The sequence below is a fragment of the Amycolatopsis halotolerans genome (genome assembly GCF_042647905.1).
Classification (GTDB): domain Bacteria; phylum Actinomycetota; class Actinomycetes; order Mycobacteriales; family Pseudonocardiaceae; genus Amycolatopsis; species Amycolatopsis halotolerans.
The window spans coordinates 17,613-42,823 of record NZ_JBHRWI010000075.1 but is presented as its reverse complement, the minus strand read 5'-3'; the positions used below and the strand labels follow the sequence as shown (position 1 = coordinate 42,823).

The 25,211-nt window shown below is 69.2% G+C and carries 28 protein-coding genes; 16 read left to right on the top strand and 12 right to left on the bottom strand.

The window, feature by feature from the left end:
- The 4 genes from ACFORO_RS43815 to ACFORO_RS43800 all read right to left on the bottom strand — a co-directional run.
- Positions 1-316, bottom strand: a 316-nt coding sequence (locus ACFORO_RS43815; RefSeq protein ID WP_377896766.1) for a superoxide dismutase, incomplete at its 3' end; no start/stop codon positions are given.
- Positions 317-430: 114 nt separating this feature from the next.
- Entirely contained in the window at positions 431-1,105 is a 675-nt protein-coding gene (locus tag ACFORO_RS43810; RefSeq protein ID WP_377876192.1) for a biliverdin-producing heme oxygenase, read from the bottom strand.
- A gap of 78 nt (positions 1,106-1,183) precedes the next feature.
- Positions 1,184-1,786 carry a TetR/AcrR family transcriptional regulator gene (locus ACFORO_RS43805; protein ID WP_377876190.1) on the bottom strand — a complete coding sequence of 201 codons (603 nt, stop codon included), beginning with the start codon at positions 1,784-1,786 and terminating at the stop codon, positions 1,184-1,186.
- 51 nt (positions 1,787-1,837) lie between these two features.
- Positions 1,838-3,334 (bottom strand): glutamate-cysteine ligase family protein, encoded by a 1,497-nt coding sequence (locus tag ACFORO_RS43800; RefSeq protein ID WP_377876188.1) that lies wholly within the window; start codon positions 3,332-3,334, stop codon positions 1,838-1,840.
- 217 nt (positions 3,335-3,551) lie between these two features.
- Between ACFORO_RS43800 and ACFORO_RS43795 the strand changes: the two genes are divergently transcribed.
- The 3 genes from ACFORO_RS43795 to ACFORO_RS43785 are packed head-to-tail and all read left to right on the top strand — an operon-like array spanning position 3,552 to position 5,367.
- On the top strand, positions 3,552-4,373 hold the full coding sequence (locus tag ACFORO_RS43795) for a TrmH family RNA methyltransferase (RefSeq protein ID WP_377876186.1): 822 nt from the start codon (positions 3,552-3,554) through the stop codon (positions 4,371-4,373).
- 31 nt (positions 4,374-4,404) lie between these two features.
- The gene (locus tag ACFORO_RS43790; RefSeq protein ID WP_377876184.1) at positions 4,405-4,995 is read left to right on the top strand and encodes a DUF2537 domain-containing protein; all 591 of its coding nucleotides are present in this window, start codon (positions 4,405-4,407) and stop codon (positions 4,993-4,995) included.
- Positions 4,996-5,013: 18 nt separating this feature from the next.
- Positions 5,014-5,367 carry an MmcQ/YjbR family DNA-binding protein gene (locus ACFORO_RS43785; RefSeq protein WP_377876182.1) on the top strand — a complete coding sequence of 118 codons (354 nt, stop codon included), beginning with the start codon at positions 5,014-5,016 and terminating at the stop codon, positions 5,365-5,367.
- Between the two features lie 163 nt (positions 5,368-5,530).
- Here the strand turns inward: ACFORO_RS43785 and sepH are convergent, their stop codons facing one another.
- Positions 5,531-6,367, bottom strand: coding sequence for a septation protein SepH (sepH, locus tag ACFORO_RS43780; RefSeq protein ID WP_377876180.1), 837 nt, complete (start codon positions 6,365-6,367; stop codon positions 5,531-5,533).
- A 249-nt stretch (positions 6,368-6,616) separates the two neighbouring features.
- On the bottom strand, positions 6,617-7,741 hold the full coding sequence (serC, locus tag ACFORO_RS43775) for a phosphoserine transaminase (protein ID WP_377876178.1): 1,125 nt from the start codon (positions 7,739-7,741) through the stop codon (positions 6,617-6,619).
- 121 nt (positions 7,742-7,862) lie between these two features.
- Between serC and ACFORO_RS43770 the strand changes: the two genes are divergently transcribed.
- Complete coding sequence (locus tag ACFORO_RS43770) at positions 7,863-8,243, top strand: hypothetical protein (RefSeq protein WP_377896765.1); 381 nt, start codon at positions 7,863-7,865, stop codon at positions 8,241-8,243.
- Position 8,244: 1 nt separating this feature from the next.
- On the opposite strand, the gene ACFORO_RS43765 is transcribed toward ACFORO_RS43770, so the two are convergent.
- Genes ACFORO_RS43765 through ACFORO_RS43745 form a run of 5 tightly spaced genes read right to left on the bottom strand, consistent with a single transcriptional unit; the run spans position 8,245 to position 13,049 of the window.
- On the bottom strand, positions 8,245-9,591 hold the full coding sequence (locus ACFORO_RS43765) for a serine hydrolase domain-containing protein (protein ID WP_377876174.1): 1,347 nt from the start codon (positions 9,589-9,591) through the stop codon (positions 8,245-8,247).
- A gap of 23 nt (positions 9,592-9,614) precedes the next feature.
- The gene (locus tag ACFORO_RS43760) at positions 9,615-10,238 is read right to left on the bottom strand and encodes a response regulator (RefSeq protein ID WP_377876172.1); all 624 of its coding nucleotides are present in this window, start codon (positions 10,236-10,238) and stop codon (positions 9,615-9,617) included.
- Complete coding sequence (locus ACFORO_RS43755; RefSeq protein WP_377876198.1) at positions 10,235-11,353, bottom strand: sensor histidine kinase; 1,119 nt, start codon at positions 11,351-11,353, stop codon at positions 10,235-10,237. Before ACFORO_RS43755 ends, ACFORO_RS43760 begins: the two co-directional genes overlap by 4 nt.
- A gap of 44 nt (positions 11,354-11,397) precedes the next feature.
- Positions 11,398-12,213, bottom strand: coding sequence for an ABC transporter permease (locus ACFORO_RS43750; protein ID WP_354743033.1), 816 nt, complete (start codon positions 12,211-12,213; stop codon positions 11,398-11,400).
- Positions 12,210-13,049 (bottom strand): ABC transporter ATP-binding protein, encoded by an 840-nt coding sequence (locus tag ACFORO_RS43745; protein WP_377876170.1) that lies wholly within the window; start codon positions 13,047-13,049, stop codon positions 12,210-12,212. Before ACFORO_RS43745 ends, ACFORO_RS43750 begins: the two co-directional genes overlap by 4 nt.
- 152 nt (positions 13,050-13,201) lie before the next feature.
- Between ACFORO_RS43745 and ACFORO_RS43740 the strand changes: the two genes are divergently transcribed.
- Together ACFORO_RS43740 and ACFORO_RS43735 are read left to right on the top strand one after the other, a co-directional pair.
- A complete protein-coding gene (locus tag ACFORO_RS43740; RefSeq protein ID WP_377876196.1) occupies positions 13,202-14,908 on the top strand; it encodes an SDR family oxidoreductase in 1,707 nt (568 codons plus the stop codon).
- Positions 14,909-14,922: 14 nt separating this feature from the next.
- On the top strand, positions 14,923-15,495 hold the full coding sequence (locus ACFORO_RS43735) for a TetR/AcrR family transcriptional regulator (RefSeq protein ID WP_377876194.1): 573 nt from the start codon (positions 14,923-14,925) through the stop codon (positions 15,493-15,495).
- A 98-nt stretch (positions 15,496-15,593) separates the two neighbouring features.
- Here the strand turns inward: ACFORO_RS43735 and ACFORO_RS43730 are convergent, their stop codons facing one another.
- On the bottom strand, positions 15,594-16,733 hold the full coding sequence (locus ACFORO_RS43730; protein WP_377876168.1) for a citrate synthase 2: 1,140 nt from the start codon (positions 16,731-16,733) through the stop codon (positions 15,594-15,596).
- 397 nt (positions 16,734-17,130) lie between these two features.
- On the opposite strand from ACFORO_RS43730, the gene ACFORO_RS43725 reads away from it, so the two are divergent.
- The 10 genes from ACFORO_RS43725 (at position 17,131) to ACFORO_RS43680 (ending at position 25,192) form a co-directional block, all read left to right on the top strand.
- Positions 17,131-17,436, top strand: coding sequence for a DUF6355 family natural product biosynthesis protein (locus tag ACFORO_RS43725; protein WP_377876166.1), 306 nt, complete (start codon positions 17,131-17,133; stop codon positions 17,434-17,436).
- 239 nt (positions 17,437-17,675) lie between these two features.
- A complete protein-coding gene (locus ACFORO_RS43720) occupies positions 17,676-17,978 on the top strand; it encodes an urease subunit gamma (RefSeq protein WP_354743041.1) in 303 nt (100 codons plus the stop codon).
- A 10-nt stretch (positions 17,979-17,988) separates the two neighbouring features.
- The gene (locus ACFORO_RS43715) at positions 17,989-18,294 is read left to right on the top strand and encodes an urease subunit beta (protein ID WP_116203367.1); all 306 of its coding nucleotides are present in this window, start codon (positions 17,989-17,991) and stop codon (positions 18,292-18,294) included.
- Entirely contained in the window at positions 18,294-20,015 is a 1,722-nt protein-coding gene (locus tag ACFORO_RS43710) for an urease subunit alpha (RefSeq protein WP_377876163.1), read from the top strand. The genes ACFORO_RS43715 and ACFORO_RS43710 overlap by 1 nt, the downstream gene beginning before the upstream one ends.
- A complete protein-coding gene (locus ACFORO_RS43705) occupies positions 20,015-20,701 on the top strand; it encodes an urease accessory protein UreF (RefSeq protein WP_377876161.1) in 687 nt (228 codons plus the stop codon). The genes ACFORO_RS43710 and ACFORO_RS43705 overlap by 1 nt, the downstream gene beginning before the upstream one ends.
- Positions 20,691-21,392 carry an urease accessory protein UreG gene (gene ureG, locus ACFORO_RS43700; protein ID WP_354743046.1) on the top strand — a complete coding sequence of 234 codons (702 nt, stop codon included), beginning with the start codon at positions 20,691-20,693 and terminating at the stop codon, positions 21,390-21,392. Before ACFORO_RS43705 ends, ureG begins: the two co-directional genes overlap by 11 nt.
- Positions 21,389-22,102 carry an urease accessory protein UreD gene (locus ACFORO_RS43695; RefSeq protein WP_377876158.1) on the top strand — a complete coding sequence of 238 codons (714 nt, stop codon included), beginning with the start codon at positions 21,389-21,391 and terminating at the stop codon, positions 22,100-22,102. The genes ureG and ACFORO_RS43695 overlap by 4 nt, the downstream gene beginning before the upstream one ends.
- 162 nt (positions 22,103-22,264) lie before the next feature.
- On the top strand, positions 22,265-22,930 hold the full coding sequence (gene pdxH / locus ACFORO_RS43690) for a pyridoxamine 5'-phosphate oxidase (protein ID WP_354743052.1): 666 nt from the start codon (positions 22,265-22,267) through the stop codon (positions 22,928-22,930).
- Between the two features lie 310 nt (positions 22,931-23,240).
- Positions 23,241-24,536 carry an MFS transporter gene (locus ACFORO_RS43685; protein WP_377876156.1) on the top strand — a complete coding sequence of 432 codons (1,296 nt, stop codon included), beginning with the start codon at positions 23,241-23,243 and terminating at the stop codon, positions 24,534-24,536.
- A 92-nt stretch (positions 24,537-24,628) separates the two neighbouring features.
- A complete protein-coding gene (locus ACFORO_RS43680; protein WP_377876154.1) occupies positions 24,629-25,192 on the top strand; it encodes a DUF3558 family protein in 564 nt (187 codons plus the stop codon).
- Positions 25,193-25,211: the final 19 nt, after the last annotated feature.

The window sequence follows — 25,211 nt, the reverse complement described above, 5'->3', positions numbered from 1 at the left end:
ACGACCCGAACGCCTCGTCGATCGCCGCCGCCAGCTCCCCGGTCGGCTTGTCCCCGCCTTCGGGCGACAGGATCTTCCACCACACCACGTGGTTGGCGTGCCCGGCCAGGTTGAACGCCAGCGTCGTTTCCAGGCCCACGATGCCGCCGAAATCGCCCGCCTCGCGCGCGGCGGCGAGCTTGTCCAGCGTGTCGTTCGCGCCCTTGACGTAGGTCGCGTGGTGCTTGCTGTGGTGCAGCTCGTTGATCTCGCCCGAAATGTAGGGCGCGAGAGCGCCGTAGTCGTAATCGAGTTCGGGCAGCTCGTACCGGGCCATGGGCCCTCCTTCTGGTCGACGCGCGGTTTTGCTTGGCGGCTTCCCTTGCGGGAGCCTTCTGAAACCGAGCCTCGTACTTCAAGCTAGGTGGAGGTCAACCGGCTGTGACCCGGGTCATGCCGAGGGGTCGCGGTACTGCGCGAGGTCGGCGGCCAGTTCGTCGAACACCGCCACGTTGTGCTCGAACGCGACCACGGATTCGTCGATCACCCGGGCGCGGTCGTCTTCGCTCCACGGTGCCTCGTCGAGCTTCGCGCGGTAGCGGTCGCGGAACGCGGGGGCGCTGCCGATCTCGTCGAAGCGGTAGAAGAGCGTGCCCGCCTCGGCGAGGTCGAACTTCTTCTCCAGCAGCCGCCGGATGATCTGGCCGCCCGCGATGTCGCCGAGGTAGCGCGTGTAGTGGTGCGCTACGAAGCCACCGGACCAGCGCGACGCCTCGGCGATCCGCGCGGTGTAGGCCTCGGTGGCGGCGAGCGGGGCGATCTCGGCGCGCCAGCCGGGGCCGATCAGACGGGCGAGGTCGCGTTCCAGCGCGGGGAGCCGGCGCAGCTCCTCGAACACGAACTCGCCGCCGATCGGGTCGTCGGCCATCGCGTCGCCAGCGCGTTCGATGGCCTGGTAGATGAAGTAGTACTGGGTGGCGAGTGCCGCGTAGCCCGCCAGCGTCAGCTCGCCGCCGAGCAGCGCGTTCATGTACGTGGAGTGGTTGGCCTTGTCGTGCACTGTCCTCGTGGACGCGCGCAGCTGTCCGGAGAACGGGCTGGCTTCGAGGTCCGCGGTCACCGTCATCAAAGGCCTCCGACGTTCTTTATGACAAGCTGTCAGAAAGAACTGTAGGCCACGATCCGCACTTAGGCTACCCTAAAATCAACCGTTTTCCCTCGAACCGACCGCCCGCCGGACGAAGCGCACGGCGGCCTCAATGGCGTCTTCCAGCTGGTCAGCGGGCACATCGATGACCTGGCGGCTGCCGAGCGCGGCGGTGATCATCGGGACCACCACCGCGAGGTCCTGCGCGGGCCAGCTGCCCGCGTCGACTCCCGCGAGCAGCACCGAGCGCAGCTGTTCGATGATCGGATCGGCGTGCGCGCTGATCCGCTGATACGCCGCGGGTGCGAGCGCGGACTCCAGCGCGGTGCCCGGCGGGAGATGGTGTTCGGCCAGCACGCGCAGCTGCAGCCGGACGAACGTGGCCAGCTGGGCGACCGGGTCGGCTTCGGCGTCCACCGCCGCGCGCAGCCGTTCGACGTACCGCGCGGCCTCGTCCTCCACGAAAGCGACGAGCAGGCTTTCCTTGTCCGGGAAGTGGTTGTACATCGCGGTGCGGCCGAGCCCGGCCTCCGCGGCGACACCGGCGAGCGTGATCGCGTCGAAGCCGCGCTCGTACAGCTGCGCGCGGACGACGTCGAACACCCGTGACCGCACTTCGCGGCGGTGCGCTTCGAGCGAACCGCCCAGCACCTTCGGCACTCGCGCCACCCCTTCCCGTGCGAAACACTTTAAGGGACGGCGCAAAACGGCTTAGTCGTCGAGCGTCCAGGTGTGCACCGGCTCGCCTTCCGCGGAGAGTTCGAGGTACCGCCGCAGCATCCAGTTGAGCGCGGTTTCGCGGTCGGCCCCGCGTTCGTGCGCGCGCAGCACGTAGTCCCGCTGCCAGGTCGCGCCGCTGCGGCGGGCGAGGCATCGGCGTTCGATGATGCCGAGGTAGCGCACCCGGGCCTCGTCGGACACGTCCGAACGGCGCAGTCCTTCGTGCGCCAGCGGCAGGAGCACGCGCAACGCCAGTTCGTCCGGCGGGATCCAGCCGATGCCGGGCCAGTACAGCTGCGCGTCGAAGCCCTTGCGCGCGCCTTCGTACAGGTTTTCTTCCGCTGCCTGGAACGACATCTGTGACCAGACCGGCCGTTCTTGCTCGGCCAATGCGCGTTGCGCGCCGTAGAAAAACGCCGCGTTGGCCACGATGTCGGCGATCGTCGGACCGGCGGGCAGCACGCGGTTTTCGATGCGCAGGTGGGGCGAGCCGTCGACGACGTCGTACACCGGCCGGTTCCACCGCCAAATTGTTCCGTTGTGCAGCCGGAGTTCGGAAAGTTTCGGCGCCTGCCCGGATTCCAGTGCCTCGATCGGGTCCTCGAGATCAGTCTCCGGCAGTAGACCTGGAAAATAGCGGACGTTTTCCTCGAACAGGTCGAAGATCGACGTGATCCACCGTTCGCCGAACCACACGCGCGGCCGGACGCCCTGGTTTTTCAGCTCTTCCGGCCGGGTGTCGGTGGCCTGCTGGAACAACGGGATCCGGGTTTCGTGCCACAGCGCCTTGCCCAGCAGGAAGGGCGAGTTCGCGGCGAGCGCGATCTGCACGCCGGCGAGGCATTGCGCGGCATTCCAGTGCGCCGCGAATTCCTCCGGGGCCACCTGCAGATGTAATTGGACCGAAGTACAAGCGGCCTCCGGGAGAATGGACTCCGCGAAGTGCCGCAGCCGTTCCGGCTGGGCTCCGGGCAGCGCCGGGCCGTCCATCGCGAGCGCGATCCGCTCGCCGCGCGCGGCGAAGATCTCGTCATTCAGCGACGAATAGCGCGTTTTGTGGGAAAGCCACTTTTGGTCGAAGTGTTCCGGACGCAGTGTCGGAAGAACGCCGATCATGGCCACCGTCGAGCCGGTGTGCGCCGCGCTTTCCCCGGCTTTCGCGAGGTAGGCGTGCAGGTCTTCTTCCAGTCGCAGCGCGGAATCCCCGGCGAGCGGGCGCGGCGGCACGTTGAGTTCCAGGTTGTGCTGGCCGAGTTCGGTGGTGAACGCGTCGTCTCCGAGCGCCTCCAACACGACCGAGTTGGTCATCGACGGACGCAGCTGCCCGTCCACCAGGTTCAGCTCGACTTCGAGGCCGATGTTCTTGCGGGGAAAGGAAAAGCTGCCGTCGGTGAGCATCCGCGCCAGGGTGTCCAGGCAGCGCTGGACCTTCCGGCGGTACCGTCCGCGGTCGAGCCGGCCGGGGTGTGCCGAGAGATCCGTACCCATTGTTCGACGCGCTCCTTGGCTGCTGTCCGCAGTGGTCTGGGCGGCTAGTACGCCAGGCAGACCACCGTCGCACAGCGGGTGGCGATGGGCTAGCGGCCAAACTGGTGCTCTCCGTCACCGGAAGTTGACCCTGCGCGTAACTACGCCGTTTGCCCTAAAGCGCCTCGCGCGTTCGGACCAATGGGCATGGGTTCGGGCGGGTGCGAGACTGTCCGCTGTGGCTCAACTGATCTTCACCGAGGACCGCGCGCATCCGGGCCTCGACGACTTCCGCGACCTGTCCACAGCGGACCGTCGCCCGGACCGCCCCGGCGGGCGCGGGCTGGTGATCGCCGAAGGAACCGTCGTGGTCGGACGGCTGCTTGCTTCGCGCTATCCGGTGCGAGCGCTGCTCGGCGTGGAGAGACGGCTGCGGGAACTGGAAAACGAACTCGCGGCCGTCGACGTGCCCGCGTATGTGACGTCGGCGGAGACGATGGCCGACGTGGTCGGGTTCCATCTCAATCGCGGCGTGCTCGCGGTCGCGGACCGCCCGGAACCGCCGACGGTCTCCCAAATCGTGGACAGCGCACAGGTTTTGGCGGTGCTCGAAGGCGTCGGCGACCACGAAAACCTCGGCGCGCTGTTCCGCAACGCGGCCGCGCTCGGCGTCGGCGGGATATTGCTGGGTCCAGGTTGTTCGGATCCCCTTTACCGGCGCAGTGTGCGCGTTTCGATGGGCCACGTGCTGCGCGTCCCGTTCGCGACTTTCGACAGTTGGCCCGGCGGGCTGGATGTGCTGCGGGCACGGGGTTTCACGGTGGCCGCGCTCACGCCGCGCGCGGATTCCGTGCCGTTGCGCGGATTGCGGGAGAAGGTGCCGGGCCCGGTCGCGCTGCTGCTCGGCGCGGAGGGGCCGGGGCTGACCGCCGAGGCGATCGAGGCCGCGGACGTCGCGGTTCGCGTGGAGATGGTGTCCGGCGTCGACTCGCTGAATGTCGCCACGGCCGCGGCGATCGCGTTCCACGAAGTCTCGGCGGGGGCCGCCCCACTAGAGTGACCCCCGGCACGTTTCTTGCGGGGAGGGGCACATGGAGCTGCGGATCCGCGGCGAGCAGGCGGTGCTGGCCGGGCCGGGCGGCGAACACGCGCGCGAGGTCGACCCGCGCCGGCTCGCGATCGGCGCCGACCTGGCGCAGGACCTGCACGAGTGGGCGCGCGTCGCGTCGGCGGTGACGCGTTCCGAGGCGGACGCCGATGTCGCCGGTGCGGTCGTGTCACAGCGCGGCCGTCAGCTTGCCGCGCGCTTGGCCGCGGTGATGGGCACCGAGGTGCGTTTTGTCGACCCGGTGACCGGGGCGGAGACGGTGGTCGAGCCGCCGCCGCGCCCGGATCAGCCCGCGCGGGCCGCGACGCCGGAAGAGCCGACGCCTTGGTTCACCGGGCTTACGGTGTCGGCGTTCGCGGCTGCTGTGGTGATCGTGGCGATGCTCGCGTTGGCTGGGACGCTCGCGCGGGAGACGAGCACGTGGCTCGCGTTGATCGCGTCGCTGGTGGTTACCGGCGGGGTCGCGCCGTCGTTGTGGCTGGGTCGGAAGGTGCCGATCCTGCGCTGGGCGGTGTACGGCGCGGGCGGCGGGCTGGTGCTGGCGTGGATCGGCGTGCTGGCCACGGTGTTCTGACTCGCGGATACTGAGCCGATGGCTCCGCTCGACAAGCTGCGCGCCCTCTGCCTCGCCCTGCCCGAAGCTACCGAACGGCTCAGCCACGGCGAACCGACGTGGTTCGTTCGCGGGCGCAAGACGTTCGTGATGTTCGCCGACCAGCACCACGACGACCGGCTCGCGTTCTGGTGCCCGGCGCCGCCCGGGGTGCAGGAGGAATTGGTGCGGACCGAGCCCGAGCGGTTTTTCCGGCCGCCCTACGTCGGAGTGCACGGGTGGCTCGGCGTGCGGCTCGACGTGGACGTCGACTGGGTCGAGGTGGATCAGATCGTGCGCGAGGCTTATCGGCACGTGGCCCCGAAGAAACTGGCCGCCCTGCTGGACGGCTGACCGGACCGAGCGCTTCTGAGCAGCGCCGCATCCGCCGGGACCGCACCTTCGCTGCTGAGAAAACCCCAATGTGGCATTGGGTGCGTCAGATGCAACCAATGCCACATTGGGTGCGTGGGACGCACCCAATGCCACATTGGGGCGCTTGAAGCGGTCCAGTCGGTCAGCCGCGCTGGGTGCGGACTCCGAGCAGCACGTCCTCCCAGGACGGCACGATCGGATGGTTCTTCTTCGCCTTCGTGCGCGGCTGCTCGGCTTCGTCGCCGTCGGACTCGCCCGGGACGCGCGGGATCTCGCGGGTCTCGTCGTCGCCCTCTTCCGGACCCTCGATGGCGCGCGGCTCCTCGACGGCGTCGAGCGTCGGCTGCACCACCGAATCGCGAGCGGGAGCCAGCGCGCGCACGGTGCGCGGGGCCACGTACGAGTTCGGGTTCAGCAGGACTTCGGCGTTCTCGTCGAGCGCGTGCACCGTTCCGCCGTGCGCGCCGGGCGAGAACGACCAGTGCGCGCGGTTGTCGGAGCGGCCGGCTTTCCAGCGCAGCACGACGACCCACTTGCCGTCGTCGCCGCGCCAGGCGTCCCAGGTTGCCTGGTTGTAGTCGTGACCGCGGACGCCGAAGGCGTAGGCGATGACCTCGCCGAGTGTCTGGACGTCGGGCCCGTCCTCGCGGACCGGGTGCGCCGACTGCGCGAGCTCCGCCGTGCGGGACCGCTCGAGCAGCACCGGGTAGGCGAATCGCTCCACCCGCTGCGTCGAGACGCCCGCGCTGCTCGCGACCTGCTCGACGGACTCGCCCGCGCGGATTCGCGCCTGGATCTCGCGTGGCCGCATCTGGCTCTCCAACTCGATCTCGATCTGGCCCAGCCGGGCTATGTCCCCCCTCGCCGCCGCACGCAGTCTCTCGTCGGCCGGGAGCAGGAAGCGGGTACGGCTCGCCGGGTCCTCCAGCACGAGGGACTTCCCGTCCTCGTGCAGCCCGACCACCCGCAACGCCCGCATTTCTCGCCTCCCCGGTGTTCACCTTTGTGGGTGCCCACGTTAGAACGGCGCGTCGGCTTGACGTGCGAGGCGCGCCGACGCCTCACCCATCCGAACTCAATCCGACGACACTTTCCCGGCCATTTTCGCGGCCGCGGTTATCCGGCAGAGCCGTGACACGCCGACCACGGTGTGTCACGAACGAGTGGTCGTCAACGCGAACCGCCCCGCGAGCCGGACGGCAGGCGGGGCGGTTTGGGCGTTTTTCGTTCAGCCCAGGCGTTCCACGACGTATTCGATGCTCTGGGTGAGCTTCGTGACATCGTCCGGGTCGATCGCCGGGAACAGGCCGACGCGCAGCTGGTTGCGGCCCAGCTTCCGGTACGGCTCGGTGTCGACGATCCCGTTGGCGCGCAACGCCTTCGCGACCGCGGCGGCGTCCACCTCGTCGGCGAAGTCGACCGTGCCGACGACCTGCGAGCGCAGGTCCGGGTTCGTCACGAACGGCGTGGTGTACGAGGTTTTCTCGGCCCATTCGTACAGCCGGGTCGAGGATTCCTTGGTGCGCGAGGTGGTCCAGTCGAGGCCGCCCTGGCCGTTCATCCACTCGATCTGCTCGGCGAGCAGGAAAAGGGTGGAGACGGCGGGGGTGTTGTAGGTCTGGTCCTTGCGCGAGTTGTCGAGCGCCGTGGTGAGCGACAGGAATTCGGGGATCCAGCGGTCGCCGCCGCCGATCTCGCCGATCCGCTCGATCGCGGCGGGCGAGGCGAGCGCGATCCACAGCCCGCCGTCGGACGCGAACGACTTCTGCGGCGCGAAGTAGTAGACGTCGAAGTCCTCGGCCTTGACCGGAAGGCCGCCGGCGCCGGACGTCGCGTCGATCGCGACCAGGGCGCCGTCGCTGCCCTCGGGACGCCGCACCGGCACCGCGACACCGGTGGAGGTTTCGTTGTGCGCCCAGCCGACGAGGTCCGCGCCCTGCTGATAAGCGATTTCCGGCGCGCTTCCCGGGTCGGCCTTCACCACGATCGACTCGCCGAGGAACGGGGCCTTGTTCGTGACGGTCGCGAACTTCGAGGAGAACTCGCCGTAGGTGAAGTGCTGGGCGCGCTCGCGCACGAGGCCGAACGCGGCGGCGTCCCAGAACGCGGTCGTCCCGCCGTTGCCGAGGATGACCTCGTAGCCGTCCGGGAGCGAGAACAGCTCGGACAGCCCGGCGCGCACCCGGCCGACGAGCGACTTGACCGGCTTCTGCCGGTGCGAGGTGCCGAGGTAGGTGGAACCGGACCGGGCGAGGGCGGCGAGCTGCTCTTCGCGGACCTTCGAGGGTCCGCAGCCGAAGCGGCCGTCGGCCGGCTTGAGGTCTGCTGGGATCGTCAACTCAGCGTCGGTCATGAGCTTAGTCTCTCAGGTCGGGACAACGCAGGTAACGGCGGTTGGCGGGTGTCCGACATGTGGAATCGTGACGGAAACGCACGGTTGCCGGCCGCGCTGGGGGTGGGTTGCGCTCTTCGCCTTGACGGCGTTGGTGCACCCGTGGGACTCGACTGCGCTGATCGGCCTCCCCGGCCGGGCTGGCCGCTGGTTTTCGTGCCGTGGCGACGGGAGCGGTTCGCCCGGCGGGTGGCCGCTGTTCGCTCTTTCCGCGACCTTCGCAGGGTTCGTCGTCGCCGGGTTTTTCATCGAACCGCCGGACGCGAGCGAGTTCGGCTCAGCCGTTTTCGCGGTCGTGCCCGCCGCCGCGCTTCTCGCCGCGCCGTTGTGGTGGTGGCCGCGGGGCAGGGTGCGGCCGAAGGGACCAATGCGCGGGGTCCGCGCGAAACTGGACGGGGATACCGCTCAGTGGGACTTCGGCCTGGACGCCGAGGAGACCGGCGTCCAGGCCGAAGCGGGGTGACTCAGCGCCAGCCGCCCTCGTCCAGACCGCCCGGGATCGGCGCGGCTGGGTCGTACGGTGTGCGGCTGAAGATGAACGTCGCGAGGTTCAGGTGGTTCGCCGTCCCGTCCGCGGTGCGGCCGACGGTGAGCGTTTCGCCCGCGTAGTAGCCGTCCAGGCCGATCCAGGTGTCCGGGCCCTCGGGGCGGAAGCGCGACGCTCGTCCGGCTCCGACGGCCGGGTTCAGCGAGATCAGGCCGTCGCCCTGCACGCGCAGGAAGTACGGCGACGGGCCCCAGTGCCACAGGCCGGTCAGCGCGAGCAGCTCCGGGTCCACAGTGGACGGAAGCCACTCGTCGGGCAGTGCGGGTTCGAGGTCGTCGGCGGTGGTGAGCAGGTCCAGGCAGAGTTGCGTGATGCCGACGCCGCCGGTGGAGTTCGCGAGGCACAGCGCGCCGGTGCCGCTGCGCGGGTCGACCAGGGTCGCGGCGAGGAAGCCGGGCATCGAGCCGGTGTGCCCGGCCAGGTGCCTGCCCTGGTAGCGCACGACCATCAGGCCGAGGCCGAACCCGGTCGACCACACCTCGGTGTCGTCGACGGTGTTCATCGTCCGCATTTCGTCGACCGTGTCGGCGGACAGCACGTCGCCGGTGTGGCCGCCGAGGAACGACGTCCAGCGGCCGAGGTCGGTGATCGTGGACCAGAGCTGGCCCGCCGGGGCCATCGCGCCCGCGTCCGGCCACTTCTCGGGCATCAGCACGTCGGCGAACGGGTGCACGGCGAATCCCTCGGCGTGCGCGCCGTCGGGGTGCGGGGTCGTGCGGTTCATGCCCAGCGGGGCAAGGATTTCGTCGCGCACGACGTCGTACCAGGGCCGCTCGCGGTGCCGGGCGACCAGCTCGCCGAGGACGCCGTAGCCGACGTTCGAGTAGTGGAACTTGGCGCCGGGACGCAGCTTCGTCGCGCCCTTTTCCAGGCTCGCGACGAGCGCCGCCCAGTCCGCGCCGGGCGCGCGCTCCCACCACTGGCCGGGCGATTCCGAGGTAAGGCCGGAGGTGTGCGACAGCAGCTGCGCGATGGTGACCGAGCCGAACGCGGTGCCCGGCAGGTGCCGTTCCAGCGGGTCGGTGAGGTCGAGCTTGCCTTCGTCGCGCAGCCGCATGACCGCGGTCGCGATCATCGTCTTGGTGATCGACCCCAGCCGGTACTGCGTGTCGTCGTCCGGGCGTTGGTCGCCGACGCGGCCGCGGGCTCCGGACCAGACGACCTCGCCGCCCCGCACGACAGCGGCGAGCAGGGACGGGGCGCGGCTGACGGACTGCTCCTGCGCGAGCCGTCGGTACAGGGCGAGTTCGGTGGAGTCGAGCATGGGCGTCATTCTGCCCGGACGGCTCAGCCGAGCAGTTGCCGGTCCAGCGCCGTCGTCACCGCCGCCGTGCGGTCGGAAACGCCGAGCTTCGAGAACACCCGCAGCAGGTGCGTTTTCACCGTCGCCTCGCCGATGTGCAGCTCACGGCCGATTTCGGCGTTGGTGCGGCCCTTCGCGACCAGTCGCAGCACCTCCACCTCGCGCGCGGACAGCGGCGAGGCCGGCGTCGGGTTCCGCATCCGGTGCACGAGCTTGCCCGCGACCGACGGCGCCAGCACGGTCTCACCGCGATGCGCGGCCCGGATCGCGCCGGCCAATTCGGTGCGCGACGCGTCCTTCAGCAAATATCCCGACGCGCCGGCCTCGACCGCGCGCAGGATGTCCGCGTCGGTCTCGTAAGTGGTGAGAACGACGATCCGGCGGGCAGGTGTCTCTTTGAGGATCGCGTGGATCGCGCCGACGCCGTCGAGGCCCGGCATGCGCAGGTCCATCAGGACGACGTCGGGCTGTTTCACGCGGTCGAGCGCCACCGCTTCGTCGCCGGAACCGGCTTCGCCGACCACCGTCAGGTCGTCCTCGGCTTCGAGCATGCCGCGCAGTCCTTCGCGCACCACGGGATGGTCGTCGACGAGCATGATCGTGATCACGCGGGCACCTCCAGTTCCAGTTCGGTGCCGCCGTTCGCGCCGGTCCGCACTTCCAGCGTGCCGCCCACCTGCTCGGCCCGCGAACGCATGCCGCGCAACCCGAATCCGGTTCCGTCGGCGTCCGGGGCGAAGCCGCACCCGTTGTCGGCTACCCGCAACCGTATCGCTCCGTCCACAGCGGACAGCCGCACGCGGACGAGCGTCGCGCCTGAGTGCTTGCGCACGTTCGACAGCGCCTCTTGCGCCGCGCGCAGCAGCACCACTTCGACCGCGGTCGGCAGCGTCGGCAGATCGTCCACTTCGTACTCAACGGGGACGCCGATCTCCTCGGCGAGCCGATCTGCCTGCCGCTGCACTGCTTCCGACAATGAGCCAGTGGCCAAATCGGACGGTGCGAGCGCGGCGACCATCGCACGGGCTTCGGCGAGATTTTCGCGGGCGGTACGGCCCGCGAGCGCGAGATGTTTGCGCACTGTGGACAGATCAGTGTCCAGTTCGGACTCGATCGCCTGGGTCAGCGTGATGATGCTGGTGAACCCCTGGGCGAGGGTGTCGTGGATTTCGCGCGCCAGCCGTTCGCGTTCGGCGGCGGTGCCCGCTTCCCGCGACAGCCGGGCGACCTCGGCCTGGCTCGATTCCAGTTCGCGGATCAGTTCGGCGCGGGCGCGGCTCTGCCGCAGGACGTCGCTGGTGAACTTCCCGGCCAGCACGCTGAAGACGATGAGGATCGCGGTCATTGGCAGCAGGACCGACAGCAGCTGGTTGTCCCAGCCGCCGTTCACCACCGCGGAGACGGGTTCGAGCAGGATCAGCAGCGTCGTCGCGACGATCCCGGGGCGCAGCTCCAGCAGCATGAACACCAGCGGGCAGGCGAGGAACAGCACGAAGCTCGCCGCGGTGGTCGCGAGAATGGCGGTGGCGCTCAACGCGATCAGCGCCACCGCCGCGACGACCCGGGTGGTCTCGTTGTCCTCGCCGTGCACGACGCGCCGTCCCGCGGCCAGATACCCGACGGCGATCGCGCCCAGCGCGGCTTCGGCCACGATCTTCGCGGCGGCCGAACCGTCGTTGACGAGCACGAGGACCGCGGTCGCCGCGTAGGCGACCGCGAACATCACCTCCCAGGACCAGAACGACCGCTGCCACGCGTCGTCCTGGGTCACTTCGCTTCGTTCGTCCACCGGAACGTCACCCTCGCGAGCACCAGGCCCACCACGCACCACACCGCCAGCACCAGCGCCACCTTCGGAAGCTCCCATGTCCCCGCCATCTCCTGGGTCGCGGCCTCCGGCGGCAGGAACACCGAGCGGAAGCCCTGGCAGATCCATTTCAGCGGGAAGAACGACGCGACGTCGACCATGATCCTCGGCAGGTGCGTGATCGGCGTGACGAACACCCCGGAGATGAACTGCAGCACCAAGTACACCAGCTGCACCAGCGCGACGGTTCCGGTCGCCGAGCGGGCGACCGAGCTGATCGAGATGCCGAGCAGCGTCGAGGAGACGATCCCGAGCAGCAGCACCCAGACCAGGGTCAGCCACTTCGCCGGGTCGGACGGCAGTTCGAGATGGAACATCAGCATCGCCACCGCGCCCATCAGGACGGTCTGCGCCACGCTGGTCACCGCGACCATGACCATCTTGCCGACGAAATAGGCCGCCGCCGGCATCGGCGTGCCGCGCAATCGTTTCAGCGCACCGATTTCCCGGTCCGCGGCGATGCCGATGCCGACGCTGTTGAACGACGTCGACACGATGCCCGCGCCGATCATCCCGGCGGCGAGCAGCTGCCCGGACGACACCCCGGTCTGCGCGGTCGGTCCGTCGAGGATGGAGCCGAGCAGGATCATCAGCACCGCGGGCAGCGAGAAGGTGAACACCACCTGTTCGCGGTTGCGGAAGAACTGCCGCAGTTCGAGCGCGCCGCGGGCGAGGCCGAGGCTGAACGTGCCCGGTACGGCCATGGTCGTGGTCACGGTTTTTCCCCGATCAGGTCGAGATAGACGTCTTCCAAGCTGGGGCGCGTCACGGTGAGTCCGGCGAGTTCCCCTTGCGCGCCAGCGAGTTGCGAGACGAGCTTCGTCGGGAACTGCGTGCGTTCCTCGTGACTGCCGCGTTCGTCTTGCCACCGCACGACGGCTTCGGCGCGTTCGCGGCCGCCGAGGGTCGCCGGCGTCCCCTCCGCGACGACCGAACCTCGGGCAAGCACTGCGAGCCGGTCAGCCAGCGCTTCGACCTCGTCCAAGTAATGCGTCGTCAGCAGGATCGTGGTGCCCTCGTGGGCGAGTCCGTCGATCAGCGCCCAGAACTGCCGCCGTGCCTCGGGGTCGAATCCGGTGGTGGGCTCGTCGAGGAACAGCAACTCCGGACGGCCGACGATGCCGAGCGCGACGTCCACGCGGCGGCGTTGCCCGCCGGACAGTGACTTCACCCGCGCGCCCGCCTTCGCGGTGAGGCCGACCTTGTCGATCACCTCTTCCGGGTCCCGCGGGTTCGGGTAGTACTTCGCGAAGTGCCGCACGGTCTCCGCGACGGTCAGTTCCGCCGCGTCGGTGGCCGTCTGCAACACGATGCCGAGGCGGGCGCGCCACGCGCGTCCCGCGGTACCCGGGTCCTCGCCGAGGACAGTGGCTTCCCCCGCCGTCCGCTGCCGGTGCCCCTCCAGGATCTCGACGGTGGTCGTTTTGCCCGCGCCGTTGGGCCCGAGCAGGGCGAACACCTCGCCGTCGTGGATGTCGAGATCGATCCCGGCCACGGCGAGGTGGCCCGGGTACTCCTTGCGCAGTCCGCGCACTCGCACTGCTGTGCTCATGCCGTCAAGAGTGCGCCGCGGAGGCCGGTGAGCGGGACGTCCGGGCAGTGGAATCCGGCTGTCCACCGAACGGTGGACACGCTGGTTTCCCGTGGAACCACGCGATCCGCTGTTGACAAGTTGTCTAACATGACAAGATGTCTCACAAGCAGGTGACTGCCAGCGACGGAGTCCGCCTTTCGGTCCGGGTGAGCGGCAACCCGGACGGGCCCACGGTCGTGCTCGTGCACGGATACCCGGACAACAGCTCGATGTGGGACGGCGTCGCCGAGGAGCTGCGCCGCGAGCACCGCGTGGTCGTCTACGACGTGCGCGGCGCGGGCGAATCCGACAAACCGCGAGCGCGCCGGGCGTACCGGCTGGACCAGCTCGCCGACGACCTCGCCGCGGTGGTCGACGAGGTGCAGCCGGCTGGCAAGGTCCACCTCGTCGCGCACGACTGGGGTTCGATCCAGGCCTGGCACGCGGTCACCGGCGACCAGTTGCGCGGCCGGATCGCCTCGTACACCTCGCTTTCCGGGCCCAGTCTCGATCACGCGGGGGCGTGGTTCCGCGACCAGCTGACCCGGCCGACCCCGCGTCGCCTCGGGCACGCGCTGCGGCAGTTCCTGCACTCGTATTACATCGTCGCGTTCCAGGTTCCGTTGATCCCGGAACTGTTGTGGCGCACCGGAATCATGCGCACGATGATCCGGAAGCTGGAGCCTGCCGAGACGTCGCCGAAGACGGCAGACGGGGTGCACGGCCTCAAGCTGTACCGGGCGAACATGGGGCCGCGGCTGTCCCGGCCGCAGCCGCGTCCGGCGGAGATCCCGGTGCAGGTGCTCGCGCCGACCGGCGATTCGTACGTCACCGCGCCGCTGCAGACCGAGGTCGAACGCTGGGTGCCGGATCTGCACGTCCGGCGTGTGATCGGGTCGCACTGGATCACCCGGACCAAGCCCGCGGTGGTCGCTTCCGCGGCCGCGGAACTGATCGCGTCGGTGGAAACCGGCGAGGAAACTCGGGCGCTGCGGCGGGCTCGGGTCGGCGGCTCCAGCGGTCGCTTCGCGCATCGTCTCGTGGTCGTGACCGGTGCGGGCAGCGGGATCGGCCGGGAGACCGCGCTGGCGTTCGCGGCCGAAGGCGCCGACGTGGTCGTCAGCGACATCAACGGCGATTCGGCCGCGGAAACCGCGAAACTGGTGCGGGAGCGCGGAGTCGACGCCGGTGAGTACACAGTGGACTCTTCGGACGGCGAGGCGGTCGCCCGGTTCGCCGCGCAGGTGCGCGACGAGTTCGGCGTGCCGGACATCGTGGTCAACAACGCCGGGATCGGCATGTCCGGTCCGTTCCTCGACACGACGATCGAGGACTGGGAGAAGGTCGTGGACGTCAACCTGTGGGGCGTGATCCACGGCTGCCGCGCGTTCGCGCCAATGATGAAGGAGCGCGCCGAGGGCGGGCAGATCGTGAACCTCGCGTCGGCCGCGGCTTATCTGCCGTCAAAGATTCTCACCGCTTACGGCACCACGAAGGCCGCTGTGCTCGCGCTGAGCAATGGTTTGCGCGCGGAGCTGGCGGCCGAGGGAATCGGGGTCACGGCGGTGTGTCCGGGGCTGGTGAATACCAACATCACCAGCACCACCAAGTTCGTCGGCGTGGACGAGGTCGAGGAGAAACGGCGGCAGAAAGAATCGTCGAAGCTCTACGCTCGGCGCAATTTCGGTCCGGAGCGAGTGGCGCGCGACATTCTGCGGGCGGTGGAGAAGAACGTCGCGATCCAACCGTCCACTCCGGAGGCGAAGGTCGCGCTGGTCCTTTCGCGACTGACGCCGGGTTTGCTGCGTGCGGCGGCGAAACTGGACGTCACGCCGTGAGCCGTCCGCGCCGGATGACCGCGCAGGCCCGGCGGGACGACCTCATCGCGGCGGCGCTGGATCTATTCGGCACCCGAGCACCGGAATTGGTCACGGTGGACGACATCGTGGCCCGCGCCGAGGTGTCGCGGCCGTTGTTTTACCGGTATTTCCCAAGCCTGCGAGAATTGCAAATGCAGGCGTTGCGCACGGTCACCGACGGCCTCGTCGACCGGCTCGCGACGCTTGAGGAAGGCCCACCGGAAGAACGGCTGCGCGCGGCCGTACGCGGCCTCGTCGATGTCGCGGCGCATTACCGGGAGGGCTACGTTGCGTTGCTGCGCAGCGGTTCAGTCATCGCTACTTCGGAGACGGACGCGGCGATCGACGAGGTCCGCAACCGTGCCGTCGAGCTGATTCTGGAAGCGCTGCCGATTCCCGAACCGTCGCCGTTGGTGCTGCTGACCCTGCGCTGCTGGACCGCCGTGGTCGAGGGCGCTTTGCTGTCATGGCTGCAAGAAGGCACTGTCCCGCGCGAAACGCTGGACGGCTGGCTCGTCGATCAGCTCACCGCGATGCTCGCCGCCACCGACGCGCACCTGGCTTGAAGCGCCCCAATGCCACATTGGGTGCATGGGACGCACCCAATGTGGCGTTCGGTGCGTCTGACGCACCCAATGCCACATTGGGGCGCTTTGGACCAGACTCAGGCCTTCGAGATGAGGTTCCAGCCCTCGACCTCGGAAGGCGTGCGCGGGCCGGGGCCGACGTACTTCGCCGACGGGCGGACCAGGCGGCCGGTCTGCTTCTGCTCCAGGATGTGCGCCGCCCAGCCGGCAGTGCGCGCGGAGGAGAACATCGCCGGCATCATGTGCGGCGGCACCTTCGCGAAGTCCAGGATCACCGCGGCCCAGAACTCGACGTTCGTTTCGATCGGGTGGTCCGGACGGCGTTCGCGCAGCTCGGCCAGTGCGGCCTGCTCCAGCGCGGCGGCGACCTCGTAGCGTTCGGCGCCCAATTCCTTGCAAGTGCGGCGCAGCACGCGGGCCCGCGGGTCCTCCGCGCGGTACACGCGGTGGCCGAAGCCCATCAGCCGCTCCTTGCGGTCGAGGATGCCCTTGACCAGCGCGCGGGCGTCACCCGAGCGCTCGACCTCCTCGATCATCGGCAGCACGCGCGCCGGGGCCCCGCCGTGCAGCGGGCCGGACATCGCGCCGATCGCGCCGGACATGGCCGCCGCGACGTCCGCCCCGGTGGAGGCGATGACGCGCGCGGTGAAGGTGGAGGCGTTGAGACCGTGCTCGGCGGCGGAAACCCAGTACGCGTCGACCGCCTTGACGTGCGCCGGGTCCGGCTCGCCGCGCCAGCGGATCATGAACCGCTCGGTGATCGACTTCGCCTCGTCGACCCGCGACTGCGGCACCGCGGGCTGGCCGATGCCGCGCGCGGACTGCGCGACGTAGGACAGCGCCATCACCGAAGCGCGGGCGAGCTGGTCGCGCGCGTCGGCGTCGGTGATGTCGAGCAGCGGACGGTAGCCCCAGATCGGGGCGAGCATGGCGAGCGCGGCCTGGACGTCGACCCGCACGTCGCCGGTGTGCACCGGAAGCGGGAACGGCTCGGCGGGCGGGAGCCCGTGCCCGAACCGGCCGTCGACCAGGAGGCCCCATACGTCGCCGAAGGTCACCTTCCCGGCGAGGTCCTCGATGTCGACGCCGCGGTAGCGCAGTGCACCGCCGTCCCGGTCGGGTTCGGCGATTTCGGTCCGAAACGCGACGATGCCCTCGAGCCCGGGCCGGAACCCGTCGTCGGCTTCGTTGGTTGTGCTGATCGTGGAGGTAGTCACTCTTCGCGAACCCTTTCGATGCGCATTCCCCGGCTGTGTTGTGCACGCGCGGACGGGATACACGCTGGCTCCTTGCGCGCCTCATCGCACGGTGGGACAAACCATGCTCCCTTTGCCCGGCCGGGGCAACGGAAGAAGTCGTGGTTTCGGTCACGATTACGAGAACGATTCAGTCCAGGTGAGCCCGGGACGAGACTTTCTCCCGTCCAGTGAGGTGACCGCAGACTGGTACCCCGGTGGACGGGAGGTGAATCCCGGCTTGCGGAGGGTCGCGTCCCCGGCTGCCGGTGGTGTCGCGGGCAACCCGGCGGGGTGAATCTCTGAAGTTGCAAGATCTCGAAGATGGCTCCCGCTAAGTTACTTACTGACCACTTGTGCTCAGTAATCGAGGGGAAACATGAAGAAGCGATTCTTGTTCGCCGCCGCGTCCGCGGCGCTGGCTGTGGCGACGTGTGCGCCTGCGGCCGAGGCGTCACCGGCGTCACCGTGCGGGTTTTCCAGGTCGGGCAGCAACTCCTTCTACAACCACTGCGGCAACGACTGGGCCTGGATCTTCATCGACTACTCGGCGCCCAACCTTCGCGGCGAGTACTGCTTCAAGCCGCATTCCGAGCGCGGGGTCGGGCAGTTCGCCGGCGATCCGCGCGGGGCTTGGTACACCCGGACCGCGACGACCGACGGTACTCGTTGCACTAACAAGTAGCGCTTCATAGTCCGCGGGGCAGCCTGGCCGTTCCAGGCTGCCCCGCTCGCGCATATGCCCTATGCGCCGCGCCTCCGCGCCGGGCGCAGGGGGTGCGGCGTGCTGTCCGCTGCCTTGTGCGCGCGGGCTGGCTTCCCTCGACGCGAGTTCCTGGACGACGGAATTGCGCTTCTGTTGTTGTGTAAACACCGTGTATCCGAATCGGGCGGAGCGCCTTCTCCGGTGGTAAGAACTTTGCCATGCACCTGAGCCCGCAGGAACGCGACAAACTGCTGGTCCACGTCGCGGCGGACGTTGCGCGCAAACGGCTCGAACGCGGTGTCCGGCTCAATTACCCCGAAGCCGTCGCGCTCATCACCGATTACGTCCTGGAAGGCGCCCGCGACGGTCGCACGGTCAGTGAATTGGCCGCGGGCGGGCGCACCGTGCTCACGCGGGCGCAAGTGCTCGACGGGGTGCCGGAAATGGTGGATTCCGTCCAGGTGGAAGCGACTTTTCCGGACGGCACGAAGCTCGTCACGGTGCACGAACCGATCGGTTGAGGAGGAATTCTTGCGGCCAGGCGAGATCATTCCCGGCGACGAGCCGGTGCCGCTGAATCCGGGCCGCGCCCGGGTCCGGCTGCGCGTGCGCAACCTTGGCGACCGGCCGGTGCAGGTCGGTTCGCATTATCACTTCGCCGCCGTCAATCCCGGCCTGGAGTTCGACCGCGAAGCGGCTCGCGGGCACCGGCTCGACGTGCCGGCCGGGACGTCGGTGCGCTTCGAGCCGGGGATCGACCGCGAGGTCGACCTGGTGCCGCTCAGCGGAAACCGGCGGGTGCCGGGGCTGCGCGCCGAATACGCCGGGGAGTTCTGATGCCGGAGATCGACCGTGCCCGTTATGCCGAGTTGTTCGGCCCGACCGCGGGCGACCGGATCCGGCTCGCGGACACCGACCTGCTGATCGAGGTCACCGAGGACCGGTCGATGGGGCCCGGCGGCAGCGGCGACGAGGTGCTTTTCGGCGGTGGCAAGGTGATCCGCGAGTCGATGGGCCAGGGGATGGCCACCCGCGCCGAGGGGGCGCCGGATCTGGTGATCACCGGCGCGGTGATTCTCGACCACTGGGGTGTCGTCAAGGCTGACGTCGGCGTTCGCGACGGCCGGATCGTCGGCATCGGGAAGGCGGGCAACCCGGACACCATGGACGGTGTCGATCCGGCGCTGGTGATCGGCCCGTCCACGGAAGTGCTGGCAGGCAACGGCAAGATCCTCACCGCGGGCGGCATCGACTGTCACGTGCATTTCGTCTGTCCGCAGCTGGTAGACACCGCGCTCGCCGCCGGATTGACCACTTTGGTCGGTGGCGGCACCGGACCGAACGAGGGCACCAAGGCGACCACGGTGACGCCCGGTGCCTGGAATCTTGGCCGGATGCTGTCCGCAATGGACGGTCTGCCCGTGAATGTGTTGCTTCTGGGCAAGGGAAACACGGTCCGGCACGAGGCGTTGCGGGAGCAATTGGCTGCCGGAGCGGGTGGGTTCAAGCTGCACGAGGACTGGGGATCGACGCCCGCCGCGATCGACGCTTGTCTCACTGTCGCGGACGAATCCGGCGTGCAGGTCGCGATCCACACCGACACTCTCAACGAGGCTGGGTTTCTGGAGTCCACTGTGGAGGCGATCGGCGGCCGGTCGATCAACGCCTACCACACCGAGGGTGCGGGCGGCGGACACGCGCCGGACATCATCGAGGTGTCCGGGATGGCGAACTTCCTTCCGTCCTCGACGAATCCGACCCGGCCGCACACCGTCAACACCCTCGACGAACACCTCGACATGCTGATGGTCTGCCACCATTTGAACCCGTCGGTGCCCGAGGACCTCGCGTTCGCGGAAAGCCGGATCCGGCCGAGCACGATCGCCGCCGAGGACGTCCTGCACGACCTGGGCGCGATCTCGATGATGAGTTCCGATTCGCAGGCGATGGGACGGATCGGCGAGGTGATCATCCGGACCTGGCAGACCGCGCACGTGATGAAAGGCCGCCGTGGTGCGCTTCCCGGCGACGGTGCCGCGGACAATCCGCGGGCCCGTCGTTACGTCGCGAAGTACACGATCAACCCGGCGATCGCACACGGAATGGACGCGGAGATCGGCTCGGTGGAGGTCGGCAAACTCGCCGATCTCGTGCTGTGGGAACCGAAATTCTTCGGCGTGCGCCCGCATGCAGTGCTGAAAGGCGGGTTCCCGGCGTGGGCGGCGATGGGGGACGCGAACGCTTCGATCCCCACGCCGCAGCCGGTGCTCGCGCGGCCGATGTTCGGTGCCGCGCCCGCCGTCGCGGCCGCGTCCAGTCTGCATTTCGTTGCCCCAGAAGCGCTGGAATCCGGTTTGTCGGAACGATTCCGCATCGCTCGGCCATTGGTGCCGGTCGCGAATACTCGCCGCCGGACGAAAGCGGACATGGTGCTGAACGACGCGACCCCAGCGGTGCGAGTGGATCCGGACAGCTTCGCGGTGCGCGTGGACGGCGAGCTGATCGAACCGCATCCGGTGGCTGAATTGCCCATGGCGCAACGGTATTTTCTGTTCTGATGGACCCAGTCGCACTCATTCTCGCCGACTCCCGGTTCCCGGGCGGCGGGCACGTGCATTCCGGCGGGCTCGAGGAGGTCGCGGCGCGAGGCCTTGTCCGGTCCGAACGCGACCTGCCGGGATTCCTTTTCGGACGGTTGCGTACCGCGGGACTGCTCGCCGCCGCATTCGCCGCTGCCTCAGCGCATGCCGCCGCACGAACCGTCGAGAGTGGCCATTGGCGACGGCTCGATCAGGAACTCGACGCCCGCACGCCCTCGCTCGCGCAACGGGAAGCGTCGCGAGCCCAAGGCCGGGGCACCGCGCGATCCGGACGTGTCGCGTGGCCGTCGCCAGTGCTGTCACAGCTGCTTGCCGAAACCGCGCGTCCGCATCATCCGATCGTCAGCGGCGCGCTCGTCGGCATCGGCGGCGGCAGTCCGTTCGACGCCGCTATGGCGGTCGCCTACCTCGCGGTGAGCGGCCCGGCGAGCGCGGCCGTACGCCTGCTCGGGCTGGACCCGTTCGCCGTGAACGCGGTGGTCGCGCGGCTTGCCGGACCGTTGCGCGAAGCAAGCGAGCAGGCCGCCGAGACCGCCGGTGCGGATCCGGCCGATTTGCCAGCGCCAGCGTCGCCGGCGCTGGATTTGTTCGCCGAGGAACACGCTCGGCATCACCAGGAAGAGGTGCGTCTCTTTGCCAGCTGAACACGGTCACGGGCACTTCCACGCCGTCAATTTCGACCCGACCGCCGCCGAACCGGACCACTACGACGCGGCGCCGACCGCCGGGCGGGCGTACCGGATCGGCATCGGCGGCCCGGTCGGCAGCGGCAAGACCGCGCTCACCGCCGCGTTGTGCCGCGCGCTGGGCGGCGAATACAACCTGGCCGTGGTCACCAACGACATCTACACGACCGAGGACGCGGACTTCCTGCGCCGAGCAGGCGTCCTGGACCCGGAGCGGATCGAAGCCGTGCAGACCGGAGCCTGCCCGCACACCGCCATCCGCGACGACATCACCGCGAATCTCGACGCGGTGGAAAAGCTGGAGGAGAAGTTCCCCGGCCTGGAATTGGTCATCGTGGAAAGCGGCGGCGACAACCTGACCGCGGTCTTCAGCCGGGGGCTCGCCGACAGCCAGGTCTTCGTGGTCGACGTCGCGGGCGGGGACAAAGTGCCGCGCAAGGGCGGCCCCGGCGTCACGACGGCCGATTTGCTGGTGATCAACAAAACAGACCTGGCTCCGTTGGTCGGCGCCGATCTGACCGTGATGACCTCGGACGCCCACCACATGCGCGGCGAGCTGCCGGTGTTCACCCAGTCCCTAGTGGACACTCCGGACGCTCCCGCCGTCGCGGACTGGGTGCGCTCGCTGGTGCCGGTCCGGCAGGGGTGAAGGCGCACGCACGCCTGGTCGCCGCCCTCGACGACGGGCGGACGGTGCTGCGAGAACTGAAGTCGATGGCGCCGCTGACGCTCGTCCCGCGTCGGCGGCGCGGCTCTGGTGCCGTGGTGCACCTGGTCAACTCGGCCACCGCACCCCTCGGCGGTGATGAGCTGCGGCTCGAGATCCAGGTCGGACCTGGTGCGGAGCTGACGCTTTCCGGCGTCGCGGCGACCCTCGCGCTGCCCGGTCTGCGCGAGGTACCGAGTTTGTCCACTGTGGAGATCGTCGTCGAGGACGGCGGTTCGTTCGAGTACCTGCCGGAGCCGACCGTCGTCACCGCCCGCGCCGACCACGTCGCTGTGCTGCGCGCCGACCTGGCTGCTGATGCGTGGTTCCACACCCGCGAGGTGCTCGTGCTCGGCCGAGAAGGCGAACGTCCGGGCCAGTTGTCCTCGACAGTGCACGTGACCTGCGGCGACGTCCCGGCACTCCGGCAGACGCAGACCGTCGGCGACCCTGCCTTGGCTGCGAGCCTCGCGGTGCTGGCCGGTCACCGGGTGCTGGTCACGGAGATCGAGTTCGGCGGGCCTTCTGGTCCGGCCGAGTCCGGCCCGTGGTGGTCGCGGACGCCGCTGGCCGCGGGCGGGACGCTGACCACCGCACTGGCCCCGGACGTCGTGACCGCGCTGTCTCTGGATCGATCCCGGGCCGTCAGGTGAACAGCGGAATGGCAGCTGGTTTCCGCCGGATTGCGGGCCGGTGGCGGGCCGGGCGTGGCAGGAGTCACCGTTCGGTGGGTTTCGCCGGGACCGGCGACCCAATACCGTCGCTGGATAGCCGTGATTCGACACCCTCACCAGGGGTAACGGAGGTTGGGCCGGATGACACCGGAGATCGACGAGGCGGTCGTGCGGCTGCCTGGCATGCGGGTGGCTTACGACAGCGCGCCGTTTGACGAGTCGGCGCTCGCGGCCACGTGGCATGACCAGCTGGAGAGCTGGCTGAGCCAAGCCGTTTCCGAGGCGCTCGCGGAACCCAACGCGATGGTGCTCGCGACCGCCGACGCCGAAGGCAGGCCCTCTTCGCGCACGGTGCTGTGCAAGGGCTTCGACGAGCGCGGAGTGGTTTTCTACACGAACTACACGTCGTCGAAGAGCCACGACCTCACGGCCACGCGCTACGCGTCGGCCACCTTCCCCTGGTACCCGCTGCATCGCCAGGTGACGGTCCGCGGCGAGGTGGAGAAGGTCAGCGCGGACGAGACGGCCGCCTACTGGGCCCAGCGCCCGCGCGGTTCGCAGCTCGGGGCGTGGGCGTCGCCGCAGTCGCGAGTGGTCGAGGGACGGCGCGCGCTGGACAACGCGCTGCGCAACATCGAACGCCGCTTCGCCGACGTCGAGCACATCCCGGCTCCGCCGCACTGGGGAGGCTGGCGCATCCGCCCGGACTTCGTCGAGTTCTGGCAGGGCCGCGAGGACCGCCTCCACGACCGTCTCCGCTTCCACCGCACCCACGACGGGTGGCACGTGGAGCGGCTGGCTCCCTGATCTTCGGATGGTTTCGGACGCCGCCCCTGGGCTTTGGCCCGGGGGCGGCGTTTCGTTTCGCCGGGCTTTCGGGCCCGGCGCGCGATGCCCGCGATGCGGAGGTCCGTGAGGGGAACCCTGAGGGAATCAGAGTCCCTCAGGGTTCCCCTCACGGACCTTTCAACGAACCCGCCGCACTGCGGAGAAAGCTTCGGCCCAGTCGCCCGCTCGTCCTGCGGTGAGGTCCCAGCGGGTCGGCAAACCCGTCCTGACCAGCCTGCGGGGAAAATCACCTGCGCCCGCTTCGTTAGCGCAACTAAGCTGATAGCTCGTGACTGCAGAACCGGGGATACGCCCGCCCCGTAACGGGGCCCGCAAGCTCCTCGGCCGGATCATCGTCGACACTCGTCCACTCAGGATTCCGGCTTTCCGGCGGCTGTGGATGTCCACCGCGGTCACCGCGGTCGGTTCGCAGCTCACCGCGGTCGCGGTGCCGAAACAGGTTTTCGATATCACCGGATCGTCCGGTTACGTCGGGCTCACCGGCGCGGTCGCGCTCGTGCCGTTGCTCGTGTTCGGGCTGTGGGGCGGGGCGATCGCCGACGCCGTCGACCGGCGGAAGTTGCTGCTCGTCACCAACGTCGGCGTCGCGGTCACCTCCGCGCTTCTCTGGCTCCAGGCGTTCACCGGGATGCATTCGGTGTGGCTCGTGCTCGGGCTGCTCGCCGCGAACCAGGCGTTCTTCGCGATCAACATGCCCACTCGCGGCGCGGTCGTCGCGCGGCTGGTGCCTGCCTCGCTGCTGCCGTCGGCGAACGCGCTCAACACCACGATGGCCACGTTCGGCGCGGTGTTCGGGCCGCTGTTCGGCGGGGCGCTGATCCCGGTGATCGGACTGTCCACTTTGTACTTGGTGGACGTCTGCGCACTGGCGATCACGTTGATCGCGGTGTGGCGGCTGCCCTCGATCCCGCCGCTCGGGGAGGGGGCGCGCAAGGCGGGAATCGGTTCGGTCATCGACGGATTCCGTTATCTGGCCAACCAAAAAGTGCTGCTGGCGTCGTTCGTCGTCGACATTATCGCGATGGTCGCCGGCATGCCGAGGGCGTTGATCCCGGAGATGGCCGAGCGGACGTTCGGCGACCCGCCCGGCGGCGGTCCGGCGCTCGGCATGCTCTACGCCGCGCTGCCCGCGGGCGCGATGCTGATCGGGTTGTTCTCCGGCTGGCTGCACCGGGTGCAGCGGCAGGGGGCCGCGGTCGTGATCGCGATCTGCTGCTGGGGTGCGGCGATGGCGGCGTTCGGGCTCGCGCATTCGCTGTGGCTGGCGCTGGTGTTCATGGCGCTCGGCGGCGCGGCGGACATGGTCAGCTCGGTGTACCGGCAGGCGATCCTGCAGACCGCCACCACCGACGAGATGCGGGGGCGGCTCCAGGGCGTGTTCACCGTGGTCGTCGCGGGCGGGCCGCGGATCGCCGACCTCACGCACGGCTGGTCCGCCGCGGCGTGGGGGACCAAGGTCGCGGCGACCGGCGGCGGGCTCCTGGTGATCGTGCTGACGGTGGCCTCGCTGGCCGTTCTGCCTGGGTTCTGGAGGTACCGGGCACCGGTCGAAGAGGACCACTGACAGTGGCATTACTCCATCAAAACAACTCTGCGTAGCGCAGCTACTCCGATGAGGGCGGTGGTGGGGAGGAAGGTGGAGATAGCATGCCCGATATGCGTGCATACCCGATCGCTTTGTTGATCTCCGCCGCCGCTGTCCTCACCGCCTGCTCTTCTGGCGAGCAGAAAGCTGCCGCGCCGCCGCCCGCAACCAAGGCCCCGTCCTCGCAGCCCTCCTCGTCCGCGCCTGCCAGCAAGGCGTCGGACACCTGCGCTCTGCTGCCGGCCGACGACGTCAGCAAGGCGATCAAGATCCCCGGCATCTCGTCGAAGGCCGGCCCCGCCCACGACAATCCGAGCAACGGCGGCAAGGCCACGAGCTGCGAATACGTCGTCGAGGGCAAGACCGCCGGCGCGCTCGCGGTGACCCGCTACGAGGGTCGCAAGGCCAAGGCCGCGGACATGATCGCCGCGATCAAGAAGGCCAAGCCGGGCGCGGTCGACGTGCCGGGATTCCCGGACGGCGCCGTCTTCTACACCGACGAGCAGAAGACGGCCACGCTCGCCGCGGCCAAGGTGTCCAACGGGGTTCCGGTGCTGGTCAACTACACCGGACCGGTCAAGATGACCAAGGAAATGATGACCCCGCTCGTGCACACGGCGGTCGCCAAAGCCTGATCGGCCGACTTTCCGCACC